The organism is Kribbella sp. NPDC055071, assembly GCF_053608045.1.
This window is the reverse complement of record NZ_JBSGUS010000018.1, coordinates 19446-44714: the sequence shown is the minus strand read 5'-3', so window position 1 is coordinate 44714 and position 25269 is coordinate 19446. Positions and strand designations below refer to the sequence as shown.

23 protein-coding genes are annotated in these 25269 nt (G+C 67.4%); 17 read left to right on the top strand and 6 right to left on the bottom strand.

The window, feature by feature from the left end:
• Nucleotides 1–2: 2 nt before the first annotated feature.
• Nucleotides 3–863, bottom strand: a complete 861-nt coding sequence (locus tag ACWF4Z_RS27545; protein ID WP_452246040.1) for a sugar phosphate isomerase/epimerase family protein — start codon at nt 861–863, stop codon at nt 3–5.
• An 82-nt stretch (nt 864–945) separates the two neighbouring features.
• Between ACWF4Z_RS27545 and ACWF4Z_RS27540 the strand changes: the two genes are divergently transcribed.
• Entirely contained in the window at nt 946–1650 is a 705-nt protein-coding gene (locus tag ACWF4Z_RS27540) for a cupin domain-containing protein (RefSeq protein ID WP_452246039.1), read from the top strand.
• Nucleotides 1650–2759, top strand: coding sequence for an SGNH/GDSL hydrolase family protein (locus ACWF4Z_RS27535; RefSeq protein ID WP_452246038.1), 1110 nt, complete (start codon nt 1650–1652; stop codon nt 2757–2759). The genes ACWF4Z_RS27540 and ACWF4Z_RS27535 overlap by 1 nt, the downstream gene beginning before the upstream one ends.
• Here the strand turns inward: ACWF4Z_RS27535 and ACWF4Z_RS27530 are convergent.
• Entirely contained in the window at nt 2719–3267 is a 549-nt protein-coding gene (locus tag ACWF4Z_RS27530; RefSeq protein ID WP_452246037.1) for a TetR/AcrR family transcriptional regulator, read from the bottom strand. The genes ACWF4Z_RS27535 and ACWF4Z_RS27530 overlap by 41 nt on opposite strands.
• Before the next feature lie 113 nt (nt 3268–3380).
• On the opposite strand from ACWF4Z_RS27530, the gene ACWF4Z_RS27525 reads away from it, so the two are divergent.
• Both ACWF4Z_RS27525 and ACWF4Z_RS27520 read left to right on the top strand, forming a co-directional pair.
• Nucleotides 3381–4676, top strand: a complete 1296-nt coding sequence (locus tag ACWF4Z_RS27525) for an MFS transporter (protein ID WP_452246036.1) — start codon at nt 3381–3383, stop codon at nt 4674–4676.
• Nucleotides 4677–4699: 23 nt separating this feature from the next.
• The gene (locus ACWF4Z_RS27520) at nt 4700–7327 is read left to right on the top strand and encodes a beta-mannosidase (RefSeq protein WP_452246035.1); all 2628 of its coding nucleotides are present in this window, start codon (nt 4700–4702) and stop codon (nt 7325–7327) included.
• Between the two features lie 106 nt (nt 7328–7433).
• On the opposite strand, the gene ACWF4Z_RS27515 is transcribed toward ACWF4Z_RS27520, so the two are convergent.
• A complete protein-coding gene (locus ACWF4Z_RS27515) occupies nt 7434–7676 on the bottom strand; it encodes an FAD-dependent monooxygenase (protein ID WP_452246172.1) in 243 nt (80 codons plus the stop codon).
• A 96-nt stretch (nt 7677–7772) separates the two neighbouring features.
• Nucleotides 7773–8681 (bottom strand): LysR family transcriptional regulator, encoded by a 909-nt coding sequence (locus ACWF4Z_RS27510; protein WP_452246034.1) that lies wholly within the window; start codon nt 8679–8681, stop codon nt 7773–7775.
• 84 nt (nt 8682–8765) lie between these two features.
• Here ACWF4Z_RS27510 and ACWF4Z_RS27505 point away from each other — a divergent pair, with 84 nt between their 5' ends.
• The 9 genes from ACWF4Z_RS27505 (at nt 8766) to ACWF4Z_RS27465 (ending at nt 20528) form a co-directional block, all read left to right on the top strand.
• Nucleotides 8766–9857, top strand: a complete 1092-nt coding sequence (locus ACWF4Z_RS27505) for a hypothetical protein (RefSeq protein WP_452246033.1) — start codon at nt 8766–8768, stop codon at nt 9855–9857.
• Nucleotides 9857–11080 (top strand): DUF5624 domain-containing protein, encoded by a 1224-nt coding sequence (locus ACWF4Z_RS27500; RefSeq protein WP_452246032.1) that lies wholly within the window; start codon nt 9857–9859, stop codon nt 11078–11080. The genes ACWF4Z_RS27505 and ACWF4Z_RS27500 overlap by 1 nt, the downstream gene beginning before the upstream one ends.
• Complete coding sequence (locus ACWF4Z_RS27495) at nt 11077–12330, top strand: amino acid ABC transporter substrate-binding protein (RefSeq protein WP_452246031.1); 1254 nt, start codon at nt 11077–11079, stop codon at nt 12328–12330. The genes ACWF4Z_RS27500 and ACWF4Z_RS27495 overlap by 4 nt, the downstream gene beginning before the upstream one ends.
• Nucleotides 12327–13211: a branched-chain amino acid ABC transporter permease gene (locus tag ACWF4Z_RS27490; protein ID WP_452246030.1), complete on the top strand. Its 885-nt coding sequence runs from the start codon at nt 12327–12329 to the stop codon at nt 13209–13211. The genes ACWF4Z_RS27495 and ACWF4Z_RS27490 overlap by 4 nt, the downstream gene beginning before the upstream one ends.
• Nucleotides 13208–15025, top strand: a complete 1818-nt coding sequence (locus ACWF4Z_RS27485; protein ID WP_452246029.1) for a branched-chain amino acid ABC transporter ATP-binding protein/permease — start codon at nt 13208–13210, stop codon at nt 15023–15025. The genes ACWF4Z_RS27490 and ACWF4Z_RS27485 overlap by 4 nt, the downstream gene beginning before the upstream one ends.
• Nucleotides 15022–15759, top strand: coding sequence for an ABC transporter ATP-binding protein (locus ACWF4Z_RS27480; RefSeq protein WP_452246028.1), 738 nt, complete (start codon nt 15022–15024; stop codon nt 15757–15759). The genes ACWF4Z_RS27485 and ACWF4Z_RS27480 overlap by 4 nt, the downstream gene beginning before the upstream one ends.
• Nucleotides 15756–16571: an HpcH/HpaI aldolase family protein gene (locus tag ACWF4Z_RS27475; protein WP_452246027.1), complete on the top strand. Its 816-nt coding sequence runs from the start codon at nt 15756–15758 to the stop codon at nt 16569–16571. Before ACWF4Z_RS27480 ends, ACWF4Z_RS27475 begins: the two co-directional genes overlap by 4 nt.
• Nucleotides 16568–17440 carry an amidohydrolase family protein gene (locus ACWF4Z_RS27470; RefSeq protein ID WP_452246026.1) on the top strand — a complete coding sequence of 291 codons (873 nt, stop codon included), beginning with the start codon at nt 16568–16570 and terminating at the stop codon, nt 17438–17440. Before ACWF4Z_RS27475 ends, ACWF4Z_RS27470 begins: the two co-directional genes overlap by 4 nt.
• A gap of 133 nt (nt 17441–17573) precedes the next feature.
• The gene (locus ACWF4Z_RS27465; RefSeq protein ID WP_452246025.1) at nt 17574–20528 is read left to right on the top strand and encodes a helix-turn-helix transcriptional regulator; all 2955 of its coding nucleotides are present in this window, start codon (nt 17574–17576) and stop codon (nt 20526–20528) included.
• A gap of 52 nt (nt 20529–20580) precedes the next feature.
• On the opposite strand, the gene ACWF4Z_RS27460 is transcribed toward ACWF4Z_RS27465, so the two are convergent.
• Together ACWF4Z_RS27460 and ACWF4Z_RS27455 are read right to left on the bottom strand one after the other, a co-directional pair.
• Nucleotides 20581–20919, bottom strand: coding sequence for a hypothetical protein (locus tag ACWF4Z_RS27460; protein WP_452246024.1), 339 nt, complete (start codon nt 20917–20919; stop codon nt 20581–20583).
• Nucleotides 20920–20982: 63 nt separating this feature from the next.
• A complete protein-coding gene (locus tag ACWF4Z_RS27455) occupies nt 20983–21348 on the bottom strand; it encodes a hypothetical protein (protein WP_452246023.1) in 366 nt (121 codons plus the stop codon).
• 185 nt (nt 21349–21533) lie between these two features.
• On the opposite strand from ACWF4Z_RS27455, the gene ACWF4Z_RS27450 reads away from it, so the two are divergent.
• The 4 genes from ACWF4Z_RS27450 to ACWF4Z_RS27435 all read left to right on the top strand — a co-directional run bounded on the left by ACWF4Z_RS27450 (nt 21534) and on the right by ACWF4Z_RS27435 (nt 25250).
• Complete coding sequence (locus tag ACWF4Z_RS27450) at nt 21534–21977, top strand: nitroreductase family deazaflavin-dependent oxidoreductase (protein WP_452246022.1); 444 nt, start codon at nt 21534–21536, stop codon at nt 21975–21977.
• A 172-nt stretch (nt 21978–22149) separates the two neighbouring features.
• Complete coding sequence (locus ACWF4Z_RS27445; RefSeq protein ID WP_452246021.1) at nt 22150–23004, top strand: alkaline phosphatase family protein; 855 nt, start codon at nt 22150–22152, stop codon at nt 23002–23004.
• Nucleotides 23005–23031: 27 nt separating this feature from the next.
• Nucleotides 23032–24276: an MFS transporter gene (locus tag ACWF4Z_RS27440; RefSeq protein ID WP_452246020.1), complete on the top strand. Its 1245-nt coding sequence runs from the start codon at nt 23032–23034 to the stop codon at nt 24274–24276.
• Nucleotides 24273–25250, top strand: coding sequence for a TolB family protein (locus ACWF4Z_RS27435; protein ID WP_452246019.1), 978 nt, complete (start codon nt 24273–24275; stop codon nt 25248–25250). The genes ACWF4Z_RS27440 and ACWF4Z_RS27435 overlap by 4 nt, the downstream gene beginning before the upstream one ends.
• Nucleotides 25251–25269 lie beyond the last annotated feature (19 nt).

The window sequence follows — 25269 nt, the reverse complement described above, 5'->3', positions numbered from 1 at the left end:
GGTCAGAAGTGCTCGGCGTAGCCGAGGGCGACGAGGTTGCGGTGCGAGAGCGCGATGCACTCGTAGGGGTCCTGCCCGCGCAGGTCCTCCTGCTCGACGAACAGATGGCTCACTCCGGCGTCGAGGGCCGCGGCGACAATTGCGCCCATCGGCAGGGCACCTTCGCCGACCTCCGCGTCCTGGACGAGTCCCGCCAGCACGGTGCGCAGCGTTAGCAGGTCCCCGGACGCGGCGGCCGACAGGTGCTCCGGTCGGATGCGTTCGACGCGGTAGTCGCGCAGGTGAACCAGCTTGATGCGGTCGGGGTGTTGGCCGAGCAGGCGTATCGGGTCTGCCCCGCCGCGGTAGGCCCAGTGCACGTCGAGCTCGAACCCGAGCGACGGGGCGTGCTCGAGGAGCAGGTCGAACTGGCTGACCCCGTCGAAATGGGCGAAGTCGAAATGGTGGGTGTGGTAGCACAGGTGCAGGCCGTCGGCAGCGAGCCGCTTCGCCATGGCCTCGACGGCATCGGCGAATTCCAGCAGCTGCTGGGTGGAGAGCACCGCGGCGAACGGCGGAAGCGGCAGCCGGACGAAGCCCGCGCCGAGGCCGCAGGTCCGCGCGACGACGGTGTCGTAGTCGCGGTCGAGGGTCGGCTCCGCAACGCCGGGGATCGGCGTGAAGAGGGCCGAGACCACCTCGACGCTGATGCCGAGCTCCTCGCGGGCGCGGGTGATCTCGGCGAGCGTCGAATCGGTCAACGAGATCTGGGAGAGCTCGAAGCTCCGGTACCCGATGTCCACGGCGCGGGCGAGGCTCGCGAACGCGCCGACCCGCTCGACACTCTTCTTGATCATCATTGCCTGTAGGCCGATGCGCGGCACGGCGGCTCCTTTCCCTGTGCTCCAAAACCTAGTTATACTAGGTTTTGGTGGCGACGGATACCCCACCAGTTGGGAGGACATGGTGAGCGGCACTCCTGCGTTGCCCGGCGCCATCGGCATGTCCCGGCTGCGGGTCTATCCATGGCGAACAACGGACGCGCGGCACGGCGGGTCGCCGCACCTACACCTCACCTGCACCGAGTGCTACGTCGTGCTCGACGGCACGGGCGAACTGCACACGCTCACGCCGGATGGCCACCGCGTCCTCCCTCTCGCGGCGGGTGACGTGGTCTGGTTCACTCCTGGGACGATCCACCGGGCCGTCGGCGCCGGAGACCTGCGTGTCCAGGTGATCATGCAGAACGCGGGGCTGCCCGAGGCCGGTGACGCGGTGCTGACCTTCCCACCTGCACATCTCGCCAGCCCGCAGATCTACGCGGAAGCCGCTTCCGTCGGCACGGAAGCACAAGCGCGGCGCCGACGGGACCTCGCGATCGAGGGCTATCTGGCGTTGATCGAGGACCACCGGCGCGGTGGGGCCGCACTCGAACGTTTCTACGCGGCAGCCGCCGCGCTCGTCGCCGATCGGCTCGACGCGTGGGAGACGTCCTGGCACGACCATGCACTGGCCGCCGCCGCGGCGACAGGTGCGCAGATCGCGGCGTTGCGCCGGGCAGACACCCGGCATCTGCGGTCGGCGGCCGTGATGAAGATCGACGCGCCAACGGAGAACGCCCTCGGCATGTGCGGTTATCTCGCCCCTTACCCGATCACGGAGTCGTGTTGATGATGTTCACCGAGACCTTTCCGTCCCCGTCCATCGCGATCGAGGGCGCCGTCGACCTCCGCGCCGAGCCGACCGGCCTGCGGCCCAGCCGGTTGCCGCGATGGGCGCTGGCGCAGGTGCCGGACGCGTTCTTCAAGCTCGTCGTCGATGCCGCCACCGGCATACGACTCCGCACCCGGACGCAGGCCCGCATCATCGAACTCACCGTCGCGACGATGCACGTGGAGGTCCCCGGCACGGGTGAGCTCAAACCCGTGTTCGATCTCCGTATCGGTGGGCGCCTGCACGAGCGCCAGATCGTCGACGGCGGGACCAGGCTGGTGCTGACCGGTGGTGGCCTCCAGACGATCCCGGCGGGACCGAGCACCGTGCGGTTCGACGGGCTACCCGAGGGCGAGAAGGAACTCGAACTCTGGCTACCGCATGCGGCCGCCTGCGATCTGATCTCGTTGAGCTCAGACCGCGAACTGCAGGCCCCGACGCCGTCGCGGGCGCCGCGCTGGGTCCACTACGGATCCTCGGTCAGCCAGTCGGCCAACGCCGACGGACCGACCAGTACCTGGGCCGCGATCTGCGCGGACACCGCCGGCTTCGCGCTGACGTCGCTCGGCTACTCCGGCAACGCGATGCTCGACCCGTTCGTCGCGCGCACGATCAGGGATCTGCCGACGGACCTGGTCAGCCTCGAGGTCGGCGCGAACATCGTCGAGCAATCCACGATGACCGAGCGGGTGTTCGCCCCCGCTCTCGACGGATTCCTCGACACGATTCGCGAGGGCCACCCCGCAACTCCGCTCATCGTCGCTTCCTCCCTCGCCTGTCCCCGGTGGGAGGAGACCGGCGGCGACGGAACTGCGCACGGGCTGACACTGCGACGCGTGCGCGAGATCGTGGAGCGCGTGGTCACACGTCGCACCATCGCGGGCGACACCGCGATCCACTATGTCGATGGCCTGACCGTGCTGGGCGTCGACGAGGCCGACCTGCTCCACGATGGGATCCACCCGGGGCCCGAGGCGCAGCCGTTGATCGGCAAGCGCTTCGCCACGGCACTGGCCTCCGTCGGCGTCACCTCGGAGCGTCTTGGAGCAGGACGTTCAACCTCCTGAGGTCGGTCATCACGTCGAAGGACGGATCACGCAGCCACTGCGCCATCAGCCCCTCGGTGGCCGCGAGCGCGATCCGGCCCTTCCACGGGTCGCCGTCCTCGTACAACCTCGCGACGATCGCCTTGAATTTCGCACTGCGCTCCTGCATGAACGCGTGCGCCGGGTGCTCGGGCGAGGTGGAGGCGGCCACCATCTCCAGCAGCAGCTTGATCAGCCCGGGCGTGCGCATGCCCGACTCGATGATCTCGGTCACGCCCTCGAACGTGGTCATGTCGTGCGCGGCCGCGTCCGCCTCGTCGCGTGCCCGGAGGATCTCGACGAAGAGCTCTTCCTTGCTCCCGAAATAGTGCAGCACGCCCGCCTCGGTGAGGTTCACGCTCTCCGCGATGCTGCGCAGCGAGGGGCCCTGAGGCCCGGCGTACGCGTACGCCTTCAAGGCGGCTTCGAGGATCTGCGCCCGTCGGGCCAGCCCTTTCGCGTACGGACCCCGCTTCGTCTCGGCAGGCATGTCGCTGAGTCTAGCCAGGCTGAGGCCGCGATCCGAAAAGCTAGTCTTACTAGGTTTTTGGGCGTACGGTGCGAAAGCAACCTTCCGCAACGACGCATCAGGCGAGGTCGCCCATGTCCGATGAACCCATTCCGCAGAGCGGGGCACTGGCCCCCGCTCGGGTGCAGCGCAAGCCACACCCGGATGCGGGCGCGGCGGCTCCACGCAGTGCGCGGCTTGGCCGGCTGGGCCCGCTGCTCGCTATCCTCAACATCGGCTGGGCCCTGCCGTCGGCGGCCGCCGGCACGCTCCTGCAGGCACTGTTGGCCAGGGATTACGGCGCTGAGGGCAAGCTGGGGGCCCTCACTGCGATCACGACCGCGGGTGCCGTGCTGGCGATCCTGGGCACCGTCATCGGCGGCGCGCTCTCCGACCGCACTCGAAGCCGGTTCGGCCGTCGCAACCCGTGGATCCTCGGCGGAGCCCTAGCCTCCGCGGGCGGCCTGACCATGACCGGCCTCTTGCCGACGCTGCCCTTGCAACTGCTCGGATTCATGCTCTACCAGGGCGGGCTGAACGCCATGCAGGCCGCATCGACGGCGTTGCTCCCCGACCGGGTCAGCGGCGCTGCCTTGGGCAGGGCGTCGGCGTACCTCGCAGGGGGATACCTGGTCGGTACCGCATTCGGTGGAATCGCGGCCGCGGCTGCGATCGGATCGCCGGGCGCCGGCCTGGCCGTCCTGCCGTGGCTGATGGCCGCAACGGCGCTGCTGTTGGTCGTGTGCATGAACGGGCGGCCGAGTGACGACATCCCGCCGAACAGTACTTCGGCGCGTGCGGTCCTGCGGTCGCTCGTCCCGCCGTGCGACCGCGACTTCCTGCTCGCGTTCGCCGGACGCTTCTGCGTCATCCTCAGTCTGACCGTCGTCGTCTACTACCAGCTGTACATCTACACCGACTACCTCCGCATCGGGACCACGTCCGCCGCCGCGCACATCGCCACGGGCATGCTGATACTCAGCGTGACCGCGCTGCTCGCAGCGATCGGCGGCGGCCTGCTCTCTGACCGCCTCGGGCGACGCAAGATGCTGGTCGTAGCGGCCTCACTGTGCATCGCGGCCGCGGCAGTGCCGGTGATGCTGTCCCCCACCGTCGAAAGCCTCACCCTCTTCTACGCCATCAGCGGTGTGGGCTACGGGCTCTACTTGTCAGTGGACTCGGCGCTCATGGTGGAGGTGCTGCCGACAGCAGGCGCCGAAGCGAAGGAACTGGGCATGCTCAGCGTCGCCAACGCTGCCCCCGCCCTCATCGCGCCCGCCATCGCCACCGCTCTCGTGAGCACGCTCGGGTACCACTCCCTGTTCCTGTTCACCGTCCTCGTCGCGACCATCGGAGGCGGCCTCGTCAGCGCCATCCGACGCGTGCACTGACCGACCCGAAAGGGGACCACCCGATGTCGACCCTCCTTCACGATTTCGACCTGGCGTGCACGGACTCCACCGTCCTCGAACCGACCGACGCCGCCCTCGCCGACGCAGACTGGCTGCCCGCGCGCGTCCCCGGCGGTGTACACGAGAGTCTGGTCGCGGCCGGCCGGATCGCCCACCCGTACCACGACATGAACGACGCGGCTGCTGGATGGGTCGAACGCCGGACCTGGTGGTACCGCACCCGATTCACCGCCGCCCGACCCGCGACCGGCCAACGGCTGACATTGCTGTGCCCGACCCTCGACACCGTGGCCTCCGTCTGGCTCAACGGAACCCTGCTCGGACGGCACACCTCCCAGTTCCGCCCGGCCCGATTCGACGTCACCGGCGTGGTAGCCGAGCACAACGAGCTCATCGTGCGGTTCAGTCCCCCACTCGAAGGATTGACGCCGCCCGAGTCGATCGTCAAGAACGGCGAACTCATCAGTGCCTTGATCGCCGGGGCGATGGGCTCCGACAAGCCGTCCGCAAAACAGCCGGCGGCCGAGGACGAGCATCTCCCGGGCGTCCACGGCAACCTCGCACTCACCCTCCGTCGCAAAGCAACGTTCTCCTGGGGGTGGGACTTCGCCCCGCGGCTCCCCTCCGTCGGTGTGCTGAGCCCGGTCGAACTGCATGTCGAACGCGGCGCCGTCATCACCGGCCAACACATCCGCTCGACCGCGATCGACCTCGCCGCACGCACTGCCACCGTGGCCGTCGACCTCGATGTGGACGCCTTCGCCCACCCTCAGCCGGTCACCGCCGTCGTCCGGCTGACCTCGACGTCCGGCGCGAGCATCGAGCGTCGGCTCGAACTGGTGGGCGACCGGACTCCAGGGAACAGGCAGGCGACCGCGACGATCGAGGTCGACGACGCGGAGTTCTGGTGGCCGCACGACCTCGGCGAGCCGCGACTCTACGACACCCTCATCCGACTTCAGAGTCCGGACGGCACGGTGCTCGACGAGGCCTCTGGACGCCTCGGACTTCGCATCGTCACCCTCGACCGATCCCCGGACCCTGAAGAGGGAGGTCGGCTTTTCCGCTTCAGTGTCAACGGGACCCCCACCTACGCACGCGGAGCGAACTGGGTTCCGGCCGACACGATGATCGGCTCGGTCACTGCGCAACGCTGCCGCGCGCTTGTCGCGAAGGCCAAGGACGCGGGCATGAACATGCTGCGCGTCTGGGCCGGCGGGACCTACGAACAGGACGCCTTCTACGCGGCCTGCGACGAGGCCGGGATCCTGCTCTGGCACGACTTCATGTTCGCCTGCACCGAGTACCCGAGCGACGACCCGACGCTGCGTGCCGAGGTGGCGGCCGAGGCCGAGTTCCAGACCCGCCGCCTGCGCAACCACGCCAGCCTCGCCCTGTGGTGCGGCAACAACGAGGTGCACGCCATCCACGGCATCCTCGACCCGTCCTGCGCCCCGGGCGACTGGGGATACGCGTTCTTCCACGAAGTCCTGCCCGACGCCGTCGCACGCAACTGCCCCGAGATCGCGTACTGGCCGGGAAGCCCCTGGGGGGAGGACGACCCGCGCGGCGTCAACGGCGTGCGTGACGGCGACCGGCACGCCTGGGAGGTGTGGCACGGCGTCGATGTCGGCGCAGGCGGACCCACCGAGTTCGCCACCCACGGCGAAGCCGTCCACTTCCGCCGCTACGCCTACGACCACGGCAAATTCATCAGCGAATTCGGCATTCACGCCGCGCCGGAGCTCGCCACCCTCGAACGCTGGACCGAACCGGGCACCCTCACCCTCGGCAGCCCTCAGCTGCTCAACCGCAACAAGGACATGCCCAAGAACAAGGGCGACGACCTCATGGCCGTCGAAACCGGCCTGGCTACCGATCTGCGCGAGTACCTGGACTTCTCCATGGCCACCCAGGCCGAAGGGCTGAAGTTCGGCATCGAGCACTATCGCCGCCGCCAGCCCCACAACAGCGGCACCCTCGTCTGGCAGCTCAACGACGCGTGGCCCGGCATGAGCTGGTCGATCATCGACTACGACCTCATCGCCAAGGCCGGCTACTACTTCGTGCAGCGCTCGTACCAACCGGTGCTCGCCAGCTTCGCACGGGCCGAAGACGGCGGTGTGCGGCTCTGGGTCACCAACAGCAGCCCGAATCCGGTCACCCTGCAGCTGCGCGCAGAGGTCGCGACCTTCGCAGGCAAGCACCTGGCCGACGACACCGTCCCGGTAACCATGGACGCCTACGAGTCGCGGATCGTGTGGAGCGCGGCGGCGAGCGTCATCGAACCGGCAACCGACCGGTTCGCCTGGGTCTCCGACCGCGACGGGGTCATCCAGCAGAACCGCATGTTCTTCGCAGCACTCAAGGATCTCGACTTCGGTGCGGGCCGCCTCGAGTCCCGGGTCATCGAAACCGACTGCACCAGCGCCGTCATGGAGCTGCGCGCGTCCGGATACTGCTACATGAGCAGGATCGCCAGCCCCACACCCGGGGTCTCGTTCAGCGCCAACTACCTCGACCTGCGCGACGGAGACGCAGCAACGATCCGCGTCACCGGCCTGCCAGACGACTTCGACGCCGCGTCGCTGCGCGTAGACCGTTACGCCGGCCAGGACCACGATGCATAGCCACTGTCCCCGCCATCCACGGAATCGTGGCATCAATGAGATCAAAATCTCGGCCGACGCTGACACGCAGTCCCTTGGGTGGCGTGGCAGAGGGTAGTCGTTGTCGTCAACACGGCGTAGGGGGTGCTGCTGGGCGGCAGCTCGTGGATCGAGATCGACAACCGGCCGGCGCGAGGAGGCCGGCACGCTCGGCGAGTTCTGCCAGGGCGAAGGTTGCAACCCACGTTTCGAGCCAGCCCAGGGGAACATACGAGCGGCTGCGCCTCTCCACGACGACTGACTCGATCCCGCGCAACTGCAGCAGGTGCGACAGCACCAGCCCGGCCGGTCCGGCACCGACGATCGCCACCTGTGTCCGCACGCCGCTGCCCCTCTCCGAGTGTCCCTGCAGGGTGCCCGAGGCGCGAGCGGACCGCGACCCGACTTCCACCAGGCGGAAGCCGGTCTACAACACCGTGAAGGTACGAGCAGTGACGGTATGGACAGCGGTGACGACGGCCTCGATCTCCGGGATGTCCTGTTCACCGTCGCGGCACACCAGCACGCTGTACCGCTTCGCATCGACACCGTCGAGCGCGATGCGCTTGATCGAACTCTCCGGCGCACCGGGAGTCAGGTCGGGCGCGATCGTCAGCCCCCAGCCGACTCCGACCAGCCCCAACGCGGTCGCGACGTCCCCCACCGTAGCCGCCACCCGCGGGCGATAGCCGGAGCCAGAACACAATCCCAGCAGGACCGTGCTGAGCGGATGGTTCTGATAGACGACCCAAGACTCGTCCCTCAGTTGTTCCATCCGGCAGCTTTCCAGATCGGCGAGCGGGTGCTGCAACGGCGTACACAGACTCAACCGGTCGCACCCCAGGATCCACTGCCGTAGACCGGCTTCGGGCAGCGGTGGAATGGCCCCGAACGTCGAGAGGATCACCACGTCCAACCGGCCGCGCTTCACCTCCTCGGCACCCTGCTGATCCGAGATCGCCACCAGGGAGACCTCGAGTCGCGGATACCGCTGCCGGACCTTCGTCAGCGCCGTACTCATGATCGGCGGTCCCTCCCGGAACGGGATCCCGATCTTCAGCCGCCCGGCCACCCCGTCCGATTGGCGCATGGCCGATTCGGCCGCCCGGAGCTCGACCAGGATCCGCTCGGTGTGCTCGAGCAGCCGCCGCCCGAGTGGCGTCAGCGTCACGGTCTTGCCGCCGCGGATCAGCAGCGAGACGCCGGCCGATCGCTCCAGCGCCGACATCTGCTGGGACACCGCCGAGCGGGTGTACCCGAGCTCGCGCGCCGCGCCCGCGATCGAGCCGTGCTCAGCCACGGCACGCAGAACCAGGAGTTTGGATGTGTCGAGCATGCGTCACCTCTGTTAACGCTCCATGACCTCAAGCGTCAACCTACGCCCCTTGCTGGGCGAAGGACAGGGCTTGTTCCCTTAGGCATGGCCCGGAAACTGACCGAACTTCAGCGCATCCCGACCTCGGGCGCCCGCGCCGTCGAGGCGATCGCGATCGACGGCCGGCAACTGCTCGCGATCCCGCAACTGGCGGTCGACGTACCCGGCACTCCGGCCGGCATGAATGCCGGTGACAGCAACACCGAGCTACTTGTCCTGCAACGGCAGCACGGCGGATACGCGCCGTTCGCCACCCTGCGGGCGCCCGGTGGTGAGGACGCCGAGTTCTTCACCATCGGTGCCCGGTCCTTCCTCGCCGTGGCCTGCATCCGCACCGGCTCGGGCCCGTACGAGTACGCCACCGAGTCGCTCATCTACGCCTGGAACGGCGACGGGTTCGAGCTCTTCCAGGCGATCCCGACGTTCGCGGCCAAGCAGTGGAAGCACTGGTCGATCGGCCAACGCCACTTCCTCGGCCTGGCGCAAGGTCTCGCTCTCCCCCAGTTCGCGGGCAACAACCGGGACTCGATCATCTTCGAGTGGGACGGGACCAAGTTCGTCCAGGTCCAGTTGATCGAGTCGCAGTGGGCGTACAACTGGCACCCGTTCGTTCTGGACGACCAGCAGTTCGTCGCGCACGCCGATCACGTCGCCGAGAGCGTCCTCTACCGCTGGGACGGATCGCGGTACGTCCGACACCAGACACTGCTCGAGCAGGCCGGCCGGGCCTTCGCGCACTTCCGCTACGGCGACGACACCTATCTCATCGCCGCCGCCCTCACCGAACCACCGACGGTACGACGCTGGGACGGCGAGCGATTCGTTGCTGTCGGCAACCTCGAAGGGCTCGGTGCCCGTGAGCTCCGCGTGGTCGAGCAGGACGGACGGATCTACCTGATCCGGGTCAACTTCATCACCGGTACGCCGGCCGATCCGATGCCGTCCCTGATCTCCCAGATCTACCGCTGGCAGGAGGATCGTTTCGTCACGATCGCGGAATTCCCGACGACAGGAGGCACCGACGCCGAAGTGGTCGGCCTGGACGGCGGCATCTCGTTCGCCGTCTCCAACTCCCTCAGCGCGGACCTCCGGTTCGCCGCCGAGACCGTCGTCTACCAATTCTCCGACGAGGCCTGATGGCCGGCTACGAGTCACCTGCCTTTACCCGGCTCTTCCACGCCTACACCGGATCCCCGCTGAGCATCGGCGGTCAACTCACTCTCGCCTCCGAGCGCACGTACGCCGACGCCCCACTGATCGTCGCCACCCACGGCGATCTGGCGCTCTATCCCGGCCACGGCGAACCGCCGACAATCGAAGGCTTCCGCCTCTCGACCCGAGGCTTCAAAGAGCTGACCGCCGTCTCCCACCTCGGGCCGGCCGTCGCATCGCTGGCCAGGGTCAAGGCACTGAACCCGACCGGCCCGTGGCAGGCGGCCGGCGCCGAACTCCTGGCGGCAACCCGAGAGACCCGCGCGGCGAACTCGACCGAACTCTGGCGTGATCTGGTCCAGATCGGGAGCTTCGCCGGACGTGAACCCGCGATCGCCACCATGGTCGACTACGCCTGCCTGGTCACCGAACGGATCCTCGAGCGATCGCTCACGGACGAGTCCTACCTGACGGTTGAGACCGTACGACGCGACTACCTCGAGGGCCCGTCGGACGAACTACCCGTGCCGCTCAACCGGATCATGGTCGCGACCTTCTACCTGTTCGGCATGGACCTCGGGCACCGACTCGTCACCTGGTTCGACGGCCTGGGCCTGCCGTGGGAGGACACGATGGTGATCATCGCCGGCCGCCAGGGCCGCCCGACCGCCGGCGTGACCAGGGACAGCAACAGCGTCGCCGGAGTGATTCACGCGGCCTCCCGGGGCCGGCTCCCCGAGCGGAATCTCCTGATCGCACCCCATGCACCGGTGTTCCCGACGTACGACGGAACCAACCTCGACGCGGTCTCGGCCCTCGAGCCCGACTACCGCCGGCTGTGGTCCGGCGTCCGCGCGACCTGCGAACTGGGTGAGCAGATGTTCGCCGGCTATCCGCGGTTCGAGCCGCCTCCACCGGGCCGACGGCCCATCCACCCCGGCATCGAGACGGTGAGCGAGCTGCCGGCCGTCTCCGACGCCACCGACTGGTTCGCGCTGACCTCGCGGCTCCGCCTGGTGCTCGAGGACCCACGCCAACTCCTCTCCGGCGCCGTCACCGACTTCGCCGCCGAACAACTTGTTGACAACGGCAACGATCCCGCCAAGATCTTCGTCCCGGGCCTGGACGGCGAACCGTATCCGGTCCACGCCACCCCGCCTGCTCACGATCACTTCCACTCACGGGACTACGAAGGAGAGGCATCATGAGTCGTCCCAGCATCCGCCGCCCGGGTCGTGTCCGCACGACCGGTACGGCGATCGTCGCCGTCCTGGCTCTCACCTCGGCCTGCGGTCTGTCCGGCGAGAAGCCCGCCGCCAGTTCGTCCACCGCCAGTAGCAAGCCGATCGTCATCGGTATGTCGCTGCCACTCAGCGGTCCGGTCGCCGACCGCGCCAAGCCCGGGATGGAGGGATATCAGTACTGGGTGGACGAGCTGAACGCCCAAGGCGGCCTGCTCGGCCGCAAGGTCGAGCTGAAGGTGCTCGACGACAGCTTCGACCAGCAGACCGCCATCTCCGACTACACCCGGCTGATCTCGCAGGACAAGGTGGACCTGCTGTTGGGCACCTTCTCGTCCGACCTCAACGTCGCCGTCGCACCCGTCGCCGAGCGGTACAAATACGCCTATGTCCAGCCGTCCGGCGGGGCTGACGAGATCTTCGCGCGCGACTTCAAGTACCTGTTCTTCGCCCAGCCCGCGACCACTCAGAAGCTGCCCGACCGCTTCGTCGATCTGATCGCCAAGCTGCCGGCCGACCAGCGCCCGAAGACGCTGGCGCTGGTGCAGCTCGACGACCCGAACACCACCCAGGCGGCCAAGCTCTTCGGCGAACGTCTGGGGAAGCTCGGCGTCACAACCGTGTACGACAAGACCTACGCCCCGGACACCTCGAACTTCGACACGATCGCCAACGCGATCAAGCAGGCCAAGCCGGATCTCGTCATCAACGGTTCGATCGCGACCGACGGCATCTCGCTGATCCGCTCGTTCCAGAAGGTCAACTTCTCCCCGAAGCAGTTCTACCAACTCAACACCCCGACCGACCCGGCGTTCGCGAAGTCGATCGGCGCCGCCAACACCGAGGGGATCTTCACCTACCTGGCCTGGAGCCCGCAGGCGAAGTACCCGTCGAACACGGGATTCGTGGCCGGCTACACCAAGCAGTTCAAGACAGCGCCGAGCGAGGACGCGGCCAACTCCTACACCGCCGGCCAGGTGCTGGCGACGGCGGTGAAGGCGGTCGGCAAGCTCGACCAGACCGCGATCGCGGACTGGCTGCACAAGAACTCCGTCGACACCATCGTCGGCCCGCTGAGCTGGGACGCGACCGGCCGGCCGCAGGGCGACATGCTCTTGGGTCAGTTCCAGGGCGGCACGATCAAGATCGTCAGCCCTGAGTCGGCCGCGACCTCGACCAACATCCTGTTCACCAAGCCGGGCTGGAGTGGCTCGTGACGCTTCTCCTCCAGACCGTCGTACTCGGCCTCCTGGTGGGTGGCGTGTACGCGCTGATGTCGTCGGGGTTCAGCCTGGTGTTCGGCGTGATGAGGATCATCAACCTCGCGCACGGGGCGACGATCGTCCTGGCCGCCTTCCTCAGCTGGTGGATCTGGGCGCGCACCGGGATCGATCCGCTGCTGGCCGGCATCGTCATCACCCCGGTCATGTACGGCGTGGGCTGGATCCTCTACCGGACCGTGATCGCGCGGGTCCACCGGATCGACCACGAGCTCGCGATGGTGGCGTCGTTCGGCGTCGCCATCGCCGCCGGCGGGGTGATGTCACTGATCTGGGGTACCGAAGTGCGGTCCGCGACGCCTGGTTACTTCAACACGTCGTTCCAGCTCGGCTCGCTGGTGGTGCCGCGGGCCCAGCTCTATGCCTTCGTCGGTGCGCTGGCCATCCTCGGGGCTCTGTCCGCGATGCTTCGCGGCACCTTCCTCGGCCGCGCGATCCGCGCCTGCTCGACGAATCGCAGCAGCGCCGCGCTGGTCGGCGTCGACGTGGACCGGACGATGGCGCAGATGTTCGCCATCGGCGCGGCGACCACCGGGTTCGGCGGCGCGGCCCTCGCGGTGATCTACCAGTTCGTGCCGGACTCCCACTACATCTGGATCGGACGCATCCTGTGCGTGGTCATCCTGGGTGGTCTGGGCAGTCTGGTCGGCGCAGCACTCGGGGCCGCGATCCTCGGTCTGGGTGAGGCCCTGACGTCCTCGTACGTCGATACGCGGTGGGCGACGGCGGTCCCGTACGTGCTGATCATCGCCATCCTGCTGCTCCGCCCGCAGGGTCTGCTCGGTGGGCGAGTCCGGGCCGACGGGGCGCAGCCATGAGTGCCGCGGAGCGGGCCGGTCGCCGGTTCCCTCGCCGTTCGGTCGTTGCCATCGGCATCTTGTTCGTTGCCGCGATCCCGTTTCTCACCCCGAGCTCCTATATCCACAACGTGCTGATCCTGGTCTTCCTGCTCGGAGTACTGGGCTCGGGATGGAACATCATCTCGGGGTTCACGGGGTATGTGAGTCTTGGGCACAGTGCGTTCATCGGTGTCGGCGCGTACACGGCAGGCATCCTGGCGGGACAGTGGGACGTCTCTCCGTTCCTCGTCGCGCCGCTCGGAGGTGTCGCGGCCGCGCTTGTCGCGTTGGTGCTCGGCTGGACCACCCGTCGTACCAGAGGTGTCGGGTTCGTGATCGTCTCGTACGCGATGCTCGAACTGCTCGGGCTGATCGTGCGGAACTGGTCGTCGCTGACGGGCGGCAGTCAAGGCCTGCTGATGCCGTTGCCCGGCTGGGATGTGCGGTTTCACAACTGGCCGTTCTATTACGCGCTGCTCGGATTGTTGTTGCTCAGTCTGGTGATGACTGCCGGGATCCGGCGTTCGAAGTTCGGGCTCGGTCTGGTCGCGATCCGGGATGACGAGGACAAGGCGGCTGGGATCGGTGTCGTCACCTCCGTCTACAAGAGTGTCGCCTTCATGGCCAGTGCGGTGCTTGTCGGCGTGGCCGGCGCCGTCTACGGGTACTACGTGAGCTTCCTGACGGTCAGCACGATGTTCGACATCGTCCTCAGCATGCAGGTGGTCCTGGCTGTCCTGCTGGGTGGCCGGGCGACCGTCTGGGGTCCGGTGCTCGGTGCGTTCATCGTCGTGTTGCTCGGCGAGGTCACCAACACCTCAGTTGGTGGCGTGGATGCGGGCGCGTGGCGGCTCGTCATGTTCGGTGGGCTCGTTCTGCTGGTCACGCTGGCGCTGCCGAAAGGCATCATTCCGTCGGTCGGGCAGCTCCTCGAACGACGGGCGACGAGCCTCACCGGTGCCCGACTCGCTGACACCGCGGTGCCTACCGCGCCGGCAAGTGCACGCGCAGCCGCTGACGGCACGGACGTGCTGAAGGTTGAGGACGTCACGGTCCGCTTCGGCGGGGTCAAGGCCCTCGACGACGTGTCACTCGTGGTGCCGGCGGGGTCGATCACGGCTCTGATCGGGCCCAACGGTTCGGGGAAGACCACGCTCTTCAACGTGATCGACGGGACCTATACACCCGCGCACGGCGACGTCGCCCTAGCTGGCAAATCACTGGCGAAACTGGATCGAACCGGTCGTGCGTTCGCGGGAATCGGCCGGACCTATCAACTGCCACGACTCTTCGACAGCCTGACCGTGCTGGAGAACGTTGCCGCGGTCAACTCCAGCTTCCGCCTCCGCCGGCTGACGCACTCGGCGGTTTCGGGCGCCGAGGCCGCTCGCTCCACGGAGCTGCTCGAGTTCGTCGGGTTGGGCGAGTACGTCGAGGCACGTGCGACCGAGCTGTCCTACGGTCAGCGCAAGCTCGTCGAGCTCGCGCAGATGCTGATGCTGGATCCGGCCGTCATCCTGCTGGACGAGCCCGCGGCCGGGATCAACCCGACCCTGTTGCAGCGGCTTGCGGAGCTCATCGCTTCGCTGAACGCGACCGGGCGAACGTTCGTCGTCGTGGAGCACGACATGCAGTTCGTCCTCTCGCTGGCCGACCAGGCGACGGTGCTTGCCCGCGGCAAGGTGATCGCGTCCGGCGAACCGGCGACGGTGAGTACCGATCCCGCCGTACTGGAGGCGTATCTCGGCGACGACTTCGTCCTCGAACCGACGACGATCGGACCACGCTCATGATCGAGTTCGAGAACGTGCGGGCCGGGTATGGCGGTGGAGACGTGCTGCAGGGGGTGACATTGACCGTTGCCCGAGGCAGCATCACCTGTGTCGTCGGGCCGAACGGCGCGGGCAAGTCGACACTGCTGCGGACTCTGAGCGGACTGTTGAAGCCACGCGAGGGAACGATTCTGGTGGACGGCAAGCCGGTTCACAACCTGTCCCCGGCCCAGGTCCTCGCAAGTGGCGTCGCCCAGGTGCCGCAGCAGGGCGGGCTGTTCGGGAACCTGACGATTCGCGACAACATGCTGCTCGGCGGGTATCTGATCCGCCGCGATCGGCGCCGACTCAGACGGCGGCTCGACGAACTGGCCGAGGCCTTCCCGGTGATCACAGAGCGGGCCGGCGACAAGGCCGCCGACCTGTCCGGTGGCCAACGCCGCATCGTCGAGTTCGCCCGGGCATTGGTCACGACGCCGACGGTGGTGCTGCTGGACGAACCCACGCTCGGGCTGGATCCGAAGACCTGCGCGGTGGTGTTCGAGAGCACCCGGACCATGAACGACCTCGGGGTGACCGTCCTGATGGTCGAACAGAACGTTCGGTTCGGCCTGCAGCTCGCGAGCGACGGCGTCGTGATGGAACGTGGCCGCGTCCTGCTCTCGGAACCGGCCGACGAACTCCTCGCCCGACCCGACATGGCCGCGCTCTTCTTCGGCGCCGGCACCGCCCCACAGCGACCTGGAGTCCGATGAACAGATTCGTGCAGCAGACGAACGCCGGCAACGACTTCCTCGGCCGGCTCCGTGCCGGCCGGACGACGCTCATGCTGGGCATCAGGGGATCCCGCGGACCCGACATCATCAGAGTGGCTCAGGCGACCGGTCATCACGCGGTCCTGGTCGATCTCGAGCACTCGACGATGTCGCTCGATACCGCGGCTTCGTTGTGCGCAGCCGCGGCCGACCTCGGCGTGATGCCGTTCGTTCGCACGCCGGAACGCGAGTACGGCGCCATCGGTCGACTACTCGATGGGGGCGCGCTGGGCATCGTCGCTCCCCGGATCGAGACGGCCGAGGAGGCGTTGACCGTCGTACGGGCGTGTCGCTTTCCTCCCCGTGGTCAGCGATCCCAGCTCGCGAGCGTGCCCGCGCTCGGGATGCGGCCGACGCCGGCCGCCGTACTCAATCCGACCCTGGACACGGCGACCGTCGTACAGATCCTGCTCGAGACGCCGTTGGGAATCAGCAACGCGGAAGCGATCGCCGCGATCGACGGGGTCGACATGCTGGCGCTCGGCGCCAACGACCTGACCGCGGAGCTGGGCATCGCGGGACAGTACGACCACCCGCTGGTCCGGGACGCGGTCGCCGAGGTCGGCAAGGCGTGCGCGGCTCACGGAAAGCTCTTCATGCTCGGTGGGATCTCCGACCCCGGGCTCTTCGCTTCACTCGCCGAGCTCGGCGTCTGCCCGTTGATCCTGACCGGGATGGACACCGACCTTCTCTTCAACGCGGTGCAGGCCCGGGCCGACGCCGTACTCCGATCGACCGATGAGGTGTCATGACTACTCTCCAGACCACACCCATGCGCCCGGCGTCGTCCAACACCCGGCCCGATTTCACGCTGCCGGACGGAAGCTGCGACGCGCATTTCCATCTCTTCGAGCCCGGCTATCCGCACGTCCCGAATCCGCTGTACACCTTCCCGGACGGCACGCTGGAGCAGTACCTCGCGCTGACCGACTTCCTCGGCATCTCCCGGATGGTGCTGGTCCAGCCCACCTTCTACGGCACGGACAACCGCCTGACCCTCGACATCCTTCGCCTCCTCGGCGATCGGTGCCGCGCGGTGGTCCGGGTGGAGGAGGATGTCACCGACGCGGAACTGGATCGCTACGACCATCTCGGCGTCCGCGCGATCAGACTCGACCTGTTCGCCCGCGCCGACCTGCCGACGGCCGACATCATCGCGTACGTCCGCCGGATGGCTCTGCGCACCGCTGCCCGCGGCTGGCACCTGCAGTTCTACACACCCGGCCGGGTGGTCCGCGACCTCCTGCCGTTCCTGGCCGACTTCGACCAGCCCTTCGTGATCGACCACATGGGCTACATGAAAGAGGCCGACGGACTGACCTCCGCCGACGCCGACCGCCTGCTCGACGTCCTCCGCGACAACGGCAACTGCTGGATCAAACTCTCCGGCCCCTACCGCGTCGCCAACGGAAAGGCCCTCAGCTCCGTCCAAGAGTTAGGCACCGCACTGGTCCGCACCAACCCCGACCGCCTCCTCTGGGGCTCCGACTGGCCCCACCTCCCCGACGGCCAACGCAACACCGGCGAACTCCTCAACCTCCTGGCCGACTGGTCCCCCTCCCCCCAAGACCGCCACAAAATCCTCGTAACCTCCCCCAACCACCTCTTCTTCAACCACTAACTCCGGCTTCCGCTCGGCACAGCCGCCCAAGTGGGCCACGGCATCCGACCCCGGCAGCAACCACTCCTCCGGCGGTCCACGGCGCCTCGGTAATGCTGGAGACAGGCGCGACGGTCAGGTGGACAATCGGGACGTGGATGGGGCGCCGTCGCGACCGAGCCTGCTGGTTGGTCGCACGTCCGAGCAGCGTTATCTTGCGGAGGTTCTGAAGTCGACCGCGAGCGGTCAGCCGTGCGCCGTTGTGGTGCATGGCGAGGCGGGCGCGGGCAAGACGCGGCTGGTCCGCGAGGCGTGTGACCTCTCGAGTGCCGAGGTCCAGATGCTGTGGGGAACCTGTGTGCATTTCGGTGAAGCATCCGTGCCGTTCGCCCCGGTCACCGGTGCGATCCAGTCCTGGATGGAACGTGCCGACGCCCAAGAACGTGCCGAGGTTCTCTCCGGCGCTGGTGAGCTCGGCACAGTACTGCCCGTGCTCGGTACCAGCGACTCGGCCGGATCGGGACGGTTGTTGCCGTTGATCGACTTGGTCTTCAATCGCCTGGCAGACAAGCGGCCTACCGTGGTAGTGATCGACGATCTGCAGTGGGCCGACCGTACGTCGCTGGATGTCCTGGCCTATCTGATCACCGGCTTCCGCCGGCAACGTCTGGCCCTGCTGGCTACCTGCCGCGACGAACATCGAGGCGAAGGACATCCACTGCACGGCTGGCTGGCCGACATGCGCAGGATGCCGCTGTTCTCCGACATTCACCTGGACCGATTGGACCTGACGGAGACCGAGACCCAGATCCAGGGGCTGCTCGGCCGAGGGGTGGATATCGAGCTCGCAGCCCAGGTCCACGAGCGGTCGGCCGGCAACCCCTACCTCACCGAGCTCCTGGTCGGCCCATTGTCCGGCGACGAGACGGAGCTTCCGGCGGCTGCACCTGCAGCGCTCCGCGACGCACTCCTCGCCAGCTGGCACGGTCTGTCCGCCGAAGCGCGCCAAGCAACTCGTGTCCTCGCGGTCGGCGGACGCCCGGCCGATGTGGAGTTGTTGGCCGGAGTGGCGGCCGCACATGGAGTTGAGCCCGGCCTTCTGCCCGGCTGCTTGACCGAAGCTCAGGATCACGGCGTCGTACGATTCGCCCAGGACGGCCGCCCGTGGTTCCGCCACCCGCTGCTGGCCGAGGTCCTGTACGACGCGATGCCACCCGCCGATGCCGCACGTGTGCACGCGACCTACGTACGCGTTCTGCAGTCCCTCCCGGTCAGTGCGCCCGGACGCGCAGCGGATCTCGCGGTGCACAATCGTCGAGCCGGTAGCGCCGACGAGACGTACCGATGGTCTGTTGCGGCGGCAGACCAAGCGGCGGTCCTGCGTGCTGCGGGTGAGGAAGCCGTGCACCTGGAGCGTGCCTGTTCGCTGTGGGACGAGGTCTCACCGGATGTCCGCGGTCCCGCATCCGAAAACGTCGACCTGCTGCGGAGAGCGAGTGAAGTGTGCGGGCGAGTCGGTCGGGTTGCCACCGCCATCGACCTGGCGGGCCAGGCTCTCGAACTGGTCGACGCGGACCAGGATCCACTGTTGAAGAGCACGCTGCTCCTGGCCCGGCGCAGATTGTCGTTGCCACGCCCAGCGCTGGCCAAGGCCGTCGACTCCGAGCTGATCGAAGCCTTGCGACTCACCGAAGCCTTCCCCGACAGCTCCGAACGTGCTCAGGCATTGGCCGCACTTGCGGTCGCCGAACAGTGGGATTCGCTGTACTCCGATGCCGTGGCCCACGCAAACGAAGCAGTGCTGGTCGCGCGACGATCCGGCTCGGTACTCGCTCTCGCCGTCGCGCTCAGCGCTCGCGCCCTCGCCCACGTCTTCACCGACGGAAGGTCGCTCGCGGATGCCGAAGAGGCTGAGCGTCTGGCCCGGTCGTGCGGTTCCACCGAATGGCTCGTCGACGCGGCAACCTGGCGCGTTCACAGCCTGACAGGGCTCGGCCGGACCGACGAGTCCACAACCGTCGCGCTGAGTGTCTTCGAGGAGGTGCGCGAGACCGGTTCGGGGTACCTGCTCGCGGGACTCGGCACGATGGGGTTGCTGGATCTGGGGCGTTGGGAAGAGTGTCGTCGGGTCTTGCGGACAGCCTTGGCCGCGAGGCCCGGAGGGCGTCCCGGGGCGTCGATCCGGTTGACGGCAGCACAACTGGCGATCCGGCAAGGGCGTCTACGGGAAGCGAGGCTCCACGTCGACCGGGCGTTCGAAGTGATGTCGGGAGACTTCACCGGGCTTCGTGGACTCCTGACGCTCGTCCATGCGGAGGTTCTGATCGAGTCAGGTGAACCACAGCAGGCACTGCGCTGGTTGCAGCGCGACCTTCTCGTACCGGAGGGAGTCGCGACCACCGTCGACGACGACCGCCTTCCATCCTTCGCGAATGCCGCTGCAGAGGCCGCACAGGCTGCCCGGGACGTCGGCGACGACGAGGGCGTGGCGTGGGCCATCGCCGCGCTCGACGACCTGCTCGACAAGTGGCCAACGACGCCGTACTCCGAGGAACGCCTCGATCCCGAGGATGCAGCCGTGCTGAAGGCGGTGTTCGAGGCTGAGGTTGCACGGTGCAAGGGAGAGCCGCACCAAGCCGAACTGTGGCAACGCGTCATCGACACGAGCCGTGTCGCCGGCTTCCCCTGGGACCAGACTGTGGCGAGCGTCCGGTGCGCTGAGGCGATGCTTGCCGCCGGCGCTCCAGCTTCTGAGGCGAGCGGACTCTTGAGGGACGCGCACCGGCACGCGACGGCGCTGGGAGCAGAGCCCCTGCGGCACAAGGTCGAGACCCTCGCCAGGCTGGCACGGGTCGACCTTCGCGAACCGATGCCGCTGGGCAATGAGACTGATCCTCCAGCGGCACTGGCCGGGCTTACGGCACGGGAGAGGGAGATCCTGGCCTTCCTTGTGGCGGGCCGGTCGAACGGTGAGATCGCCCGGGCGCTCGTGCTCAGCATCAAGACCGTCAGCGTCCACGTCTCCAACATCCTGCGAAAGACCGGCACCTCGAGCCGGGTAGAAGCCGCGGCACTGGCCGAGCGACTGGGCGCAACTCGTCGGAGTTGAGGGGACCAGTGCACCGGACCTGCTTCCAGATCCGGTGCACTGGCTACTGCGTTCAGCTGCTCGTCGTGACATGACCGAGCTCGAACGGCTCAATGGTGCTCGGACTGAGATCGAACACCACGCGGGCCGGTGCTGCCGGGTCGTACCTGATCGGGACCCGCAGCCCGACGTGAAGGACCACGTCAGGAAGCGGGTAGAGCACGTCGTTCTGAACGAGCGAGGTCCCCACCGAGAATCGGACCCGCAGGAACGTGCGATCGGCGACTCGCAGGATCGAGATCACCTCCGCGTCCGCACGTCTCCAATCGGCATGCTCGTCCAGCTCGGCCGAACTGCCGGCACGCCAGACGAAGCGGCTGGCGATCACCAGCGTGCATACGATTGCGATCATCGCTGCGGCAGCGACCAATCCGACCATGACCATCGGTCTCACCACCTGTCCGAATCGGGGTCGTCAGCCCGCGGGGAGCTGACGGCGTCGGTACAGCCACAAGGAACCGAATGCCACGCCTGCGCCACCGAGAGCTGCGGCTCCCAGCCGAGGCGCCTCGGAGTCGTCGTCCTGCGAAGAGCTCTGCTCGGCCGGCGCCTGATTGGTAACGACCTCGTAGGCGGGGTCGTAATTCGGATAGTTGTACTCCGGGCTCGTAGTCGCGAAGCCTGGGTAACCGGAGCCTTCATCCGGCCAGACGGTCGCGCTCGCCGATGGCGACGACGAGCCGTCCGGATCCTTCACCATGGCCGACGCGGCGGGCGTGGTGAGGACGAGAGCGCCCAAGGCAAAAGCCGCGGTGGTGAGGGCTGCGTACGTGTGCTTCATGATTCCTCCATGAGTCTGCTGCGGCAGGATTGCCGCCTGATCTCACAGTCGGTTCACAGACCACCTGGCCACATCGACCGCGCTACCTCAGAAGCACCGGGCAGTGCCTTAGATCGCGCAGCTCACCGTCACGGCGCGCCGAGGACAGCTGGTATTGATGATGTGTCACTAGTATGCTGGTTGACATGTCAACTGAAGCTGAATATGTGCCCAGCCCGATGGCGTTTGTGTCGGACATGGTGGAGAAGATCGAGCAGGCCGGGACGACCGCGGTGATCGACCACGGCAAGGGTGTTGTGCTCTTGACGATGCGTGGCGCCAAGTCCGGCAAGATTCGTAAGGTGCCGTTGATGCGGGTCGAGCACGACGGTCTGTACGCCGTGGTCGCGTCGCTCGGCGGTGCGCCGAAGCACCCGGTGTGGTACTTCAACCTGAAGGCCGATCCGCGGCTCACGCTGCAGGACGGCGCTGTCACCCGTGAGTTCGTCGCACGCGAACTGGAGGGCGAGGAGCGCGAGTTGTGGTGGGACCGCTCCGTCGAGGCCTGGCCCGACTACGCGAACTACCAGACCAAGACCGACCGGATTCTCCCGGTCTTCGTCCTGGAGCCGGTTGCACCTTCCGAGTAGAGCCTGCGGCGGGTGTGCCTAAGGGTCGCGGCATCACTCCACGTCGCGCTAAGGTGACGGTCTGTTCATCTTTCGCACATCTGCCGGGACTGGCGGTGTTGGGCGTGACTCCCGACGATGGGTGACGGCCCTGTCACAGTCAGGGTCGTAGCCGGTCCTGACAGGAGGCATCGTGATCCGGAAACGCGTTGCGGTAATGCTGGTGGCGGCGGCCGTTGTGGCCGCGTCGGTGGTAGCGGTCGTCGCCGGTAGATCGCCCAGTGCGCAGGCGGCGACGGCGGTGCCGACGTTCGATCACATCGTCCTGGTGATGTTCGAGAACCACGCCTACTCGCAGGTCAACGGCAGCTCCAGTGCACCGACGTTCAACAGCCTCGCCGGCCAGGGCGCGAAGTTCACCCAGGCGTACGGCGTCACGCACCCGAGCCAGCCCAACTACGCGGCGATCTTCTCCGGCTCGACGCAAGGCCTCACCAGCGACAGTTGCCCGCACACGTACAGCGGCAACAACCTGGGCAACCAGCTGATCTCGGCCGGCAAGACTTTCAAGGGCTACTCCGAGAGCATGCCGTCGGCCGGGTACACGGGTTGCTCGAGCGGTCAGTACCAGCGCAAGCACAACAGCTGGGTCAACTTCAGCAACGTGCCGTCGGCGAACAACCTCCGGTACAGCGACTTCCCGACCTCGGCGAACTACGCCACCCTGCCGACCGTCTCGTTCGTGACTCCGAACATGTGCAACGACATGCACGACTGCTCGGTCGGCACCGGTGACACCTGGCTGAAGAACAACCTGACGGCGTACGCGACCTGGGCCAAGACGCACAACAGCCTGCTCGTGATCACCTTCGACGAGGACAACGGTGGTTCGTCGAACCACATCTTCACCGCGTTCGTCGGCGCGCACACCCAGGTCGGCAGCTTCTCCAACCAAATCAACCACTACAACGTGCTCAGCACGATCGAGAGCTCGTACGGACTGACCCACCTGAATTCGGCCGCCGAGATCACCAACATCTGGAACTGACCTCCACCTGCCCTGGAGGCGACGCCGGTGTACCTGTCCACGATCGACCGCCCGCGGACCGGGCGCGGACGTGCGCTGTTCCTCGTGAGCGGCAACGTCTTCGCGCTCGGCGCGGTCAGCCTCGTCACCGACATCTCGTCGGAGATGGTGACCGCGATCCTGCCGGTGTACCTGATGATCGGCCTGCATCTGAGTCCCGCCCTGTACGGCGTGGTCGACGGCACGTACACCGGCGCGACCGCGCTGCTCCGGCTCGTCGGCGGGTACGTCGCGGACCGGTCCCGGCGCCGCAAGGCCGTTGCAGGCTTCGGTTATGGCCTGTCTGCGGTAGCGAAGCTCGGCCTGCTGGCCGCAGGCAGCTCAGTCGGCGCGATCGGCGCGGTGATCGCGATCGACCGCACCGGCAAAGGCCTTCGCACGGCTCCACGCGACGCGCTGATCACGCTCTCCACGCCACCGAAGCTGTACGGCCGGGCGTTCGGCGTCCACCGGATGATGGACACGATCGGTGCGTTCGCCGGCCCGCTGGTCGCGGTCGGCGTGCTGACCATGACCGCGCAGGCGTACGACGCGGTCTTCGTTACGAGCTTCTGCATCGCGGCGTTCGGCGTACTCTTGCTGGTCCTGTTTGTCCGTGATCACCGCGACGAGCAACCACGGAAGAACATGGTCGCTCCCTCGGCGCTGCGCGAACTGCTCCGACGACGGCCCGTACGACGGTTGGTGCTGGCCGCCTGTGTGGCCGGGATGGTGACCATCGGCGACGGCTTTGTTTACCTGTTGCTGCAGCGACGAGAAGACCTGAGCATCGGCTGGTTCCCATTGCTTGCCGTAGGCACCAATCTGTCGTACCTACTGCTGGCCGCACCGCTTGGTGTGCTGGCGGACAAGATCGGTCGACTGAAAGTGGTCCTCGGCGGCTACACCGCCTTGGTGGCGGTGTACCTGCTGCTTTTCGGACCGTTCGGTGGCTGGCCGCTGCTGGTCGTCGTACTGGGTCTCTACGGCCTCTTCTACGCGTCGACGGACGGCGTACTGATGGCATTGGCCGGCCCGCTGCTTCCTGAAGCCTTCCGTACGACGGGGATCGCGCTCATCCAGACCGGACAGGCGCTGTCCTATCTCGGATCGTCGGTCCTGTTCGGATTGGCCTGGACGGTGTGGGGACCGGCGAGCGCGAGCCGGATCGCCGCCGTACTGGTCGTCGCGGCCGTCTTCGTGGTCGCGGTACTCCTCCGCGGACTCGCGCCGACGAAGGAGCAGCCGGCGTGACGCGACGGGTGGTGATCGCACTCCTCGGGGCCTTTGTCCTGGCCGCGGTCGCCGTCACCTACAGCGTGCTGACAACGACGCACGACCGTACGCCGGTAGCCGCAGCCGACGGCCTGAGTCTGACCGGTCCGCGCATCATGTTCCGTAGTACGGATCCCGGCAGCAAGGGTCGTCTGGCCATGGTTGCGAAGGGCGACCCAGGCGGTCCGCGTGAGGTGTCGGCGTTGAGTTGCCTGCGGGTCTATGCGGCTGGTGGCATCGGCACGTGTCTACGGCAGGACGGCGCGCTGACGACGTTCCAGATCGCGATCCTGGACAAGAATCTCCAAATTCAGAAGGCGATTCCGCTCGTCGGCGTACCGAACCGGACCCGGGTCTCCGCCGACGGGCGGATGGCGGCGTGGACCGTGTTCGTTGCAGGCGACTCCTACAACAACGGCCGGTTCTCCACCCGTTCCGGACTGATCGACCTGAAGACGCTGGACATGATCGACTCGCTGGAGTTCCTGTCGGTGACGCTGGACGGTCATCCCTACCAGGCCGCCGACCTCAACTTCTGGGGCATCACCTTCACCGCCGACGACAACCACTTCTACGCCACCATGTCCACCGCCGGCCACCGCTACCTGGTCGAAGGCGACATCGCCGCGAAGACCGTCCACACCATCACCGAGAACGTCGAGTGCCCGTCGCTCTCCCCCGACGGCCGCCACATCGCCTTCAAGTCAGCCATCAACGGCAACCCCGCCAAAGGCTGGCGCCTCACCGTCCTGGACCTGGCCACCGGCACCAGAACCCCACTCGCCGAGACCCGCACCGTCGACGACCAGCCCACCTGGCTGGACCCCACCACCATCGCCTACGCCATCCCCAATGGCCCCTCCGACGCCAACATCTGGACCACCCCAGCCAACGGCACCGGCCACCCCACCCTCCTCATCCCCCACGCCGAATCCCCCGCCCCACTGGACTGATGGGACGGGGGACGGCTGG

Bases quoted from the DNA above. Each gene is read 5' to 3' on its own strand.
- ACWF4Z_RS27485 (WP_452246029.1), top strand. From the start codon at position 13,208: ATGAGTGCCGCGGAGCGGGCCGGTCGCCGGTTCCCTCGCCGTTCGGTC.
- ACWF4Z_RS27500 (WP_452246032.1), top strand. From the start codon at position 9,857: ATGGCCGGCTACGAGTCACCTGCCTTTACCCGGCTCTTCCACGCCTAC.
- ACWF4Z_RS27510 (WP_452246034.1), bottom strand. From the start codon at position 8,681: ATGCTCGACACATCCAAACTCCTGGTTCTGCGTGCCGTGGCTGAGCAC.
- ACWF4Z_RS27520 (WP_452246035.1), top strand. From the start codon at position 4,700: ATGTCGACCCTCCTTCACGATTTCGACCTGGCGTGCACGGACTCCACC.
- ACWF4Z_RS27495 (WP_452246031.1), top strand. From the start codon at position 11,077: ATGAGTCGTCCCAGCATCCGCCGCCCGGGTCGTGTCCGCACGACCGGT.
- ACWF4Z_RS27505 (WP_452246033.1), top strand. From the start codon at position 8,766: ATGGCCCGGAAACTGACCGAACTTCAGCGCATCCCGACCTCGGGCGCC.
- ACWF4Z_RS27460 (WP_452246024.1), bottom strand. From the start codon at position 20,919: ATGATCGCAATCGTATGCACGCTGGTGATCGCCAGCCGCTTCGTCTGG.
- ACWF4Z_RS27455 (WP_452246023.1), bottom strand. From the start codon at position 21,348: ATGAAGCACACGTACGCAGCCCTCACCACCGCGGCTTTTGCCTTGGGC.
- ACWF4Z_RS27475 (WP_452246027.1), top strand. From the start codon at position 15,756: ATGAACAGATTCGTGCAGCAGACGAACGCCGGCAACGACTTCCTCGGC.
- ACWF4Z_RS27480 (WP_452246028.1), top strand. From the start codon at position 15,022: ATGATCGAGTTCGAGAACGTGCGGGCCGGGTATGGCGGTGGAGACGTG.
- ACWF4Z_RS27525 (WP_452246036.1), top strand. From the start codon at position 3,381: ATGTCCGATGAACCCATTCCGCAGAGCGGGGCACTGGCCCCCGCTCGG.
- ACWF4Z_RS27450 (WP_452246022.1), top strand. From the start codon at position 21,534: ATGTCAACTGAAGCTGAATATGTGCCCAGCCCGATGGCGTTTGTGTCG.
- ACWF4Z_RS27530 (WP_452246037.1), bottom strand. From the start codon at position 3,267: ATGCCTGCCGAGACGAAGCGGGGTCCGTACGCGAAAGGGCTGGCCCGA.
- ACWF4Z_RS27535 (WP_452246038.1), top strand. From the start codon at position 1,650: ATGATGTTCACCGAGACCTTTCCGTCCCCGTCCATCGCGATCGAGGGC.
- ACWF4Z_RS27470 (WP_452246026.1), top strand. From the start codon at position 16,568: ATGACTACTCTCCAGACCACACCCATGCGCCCGGCGTCGTCCAACACC.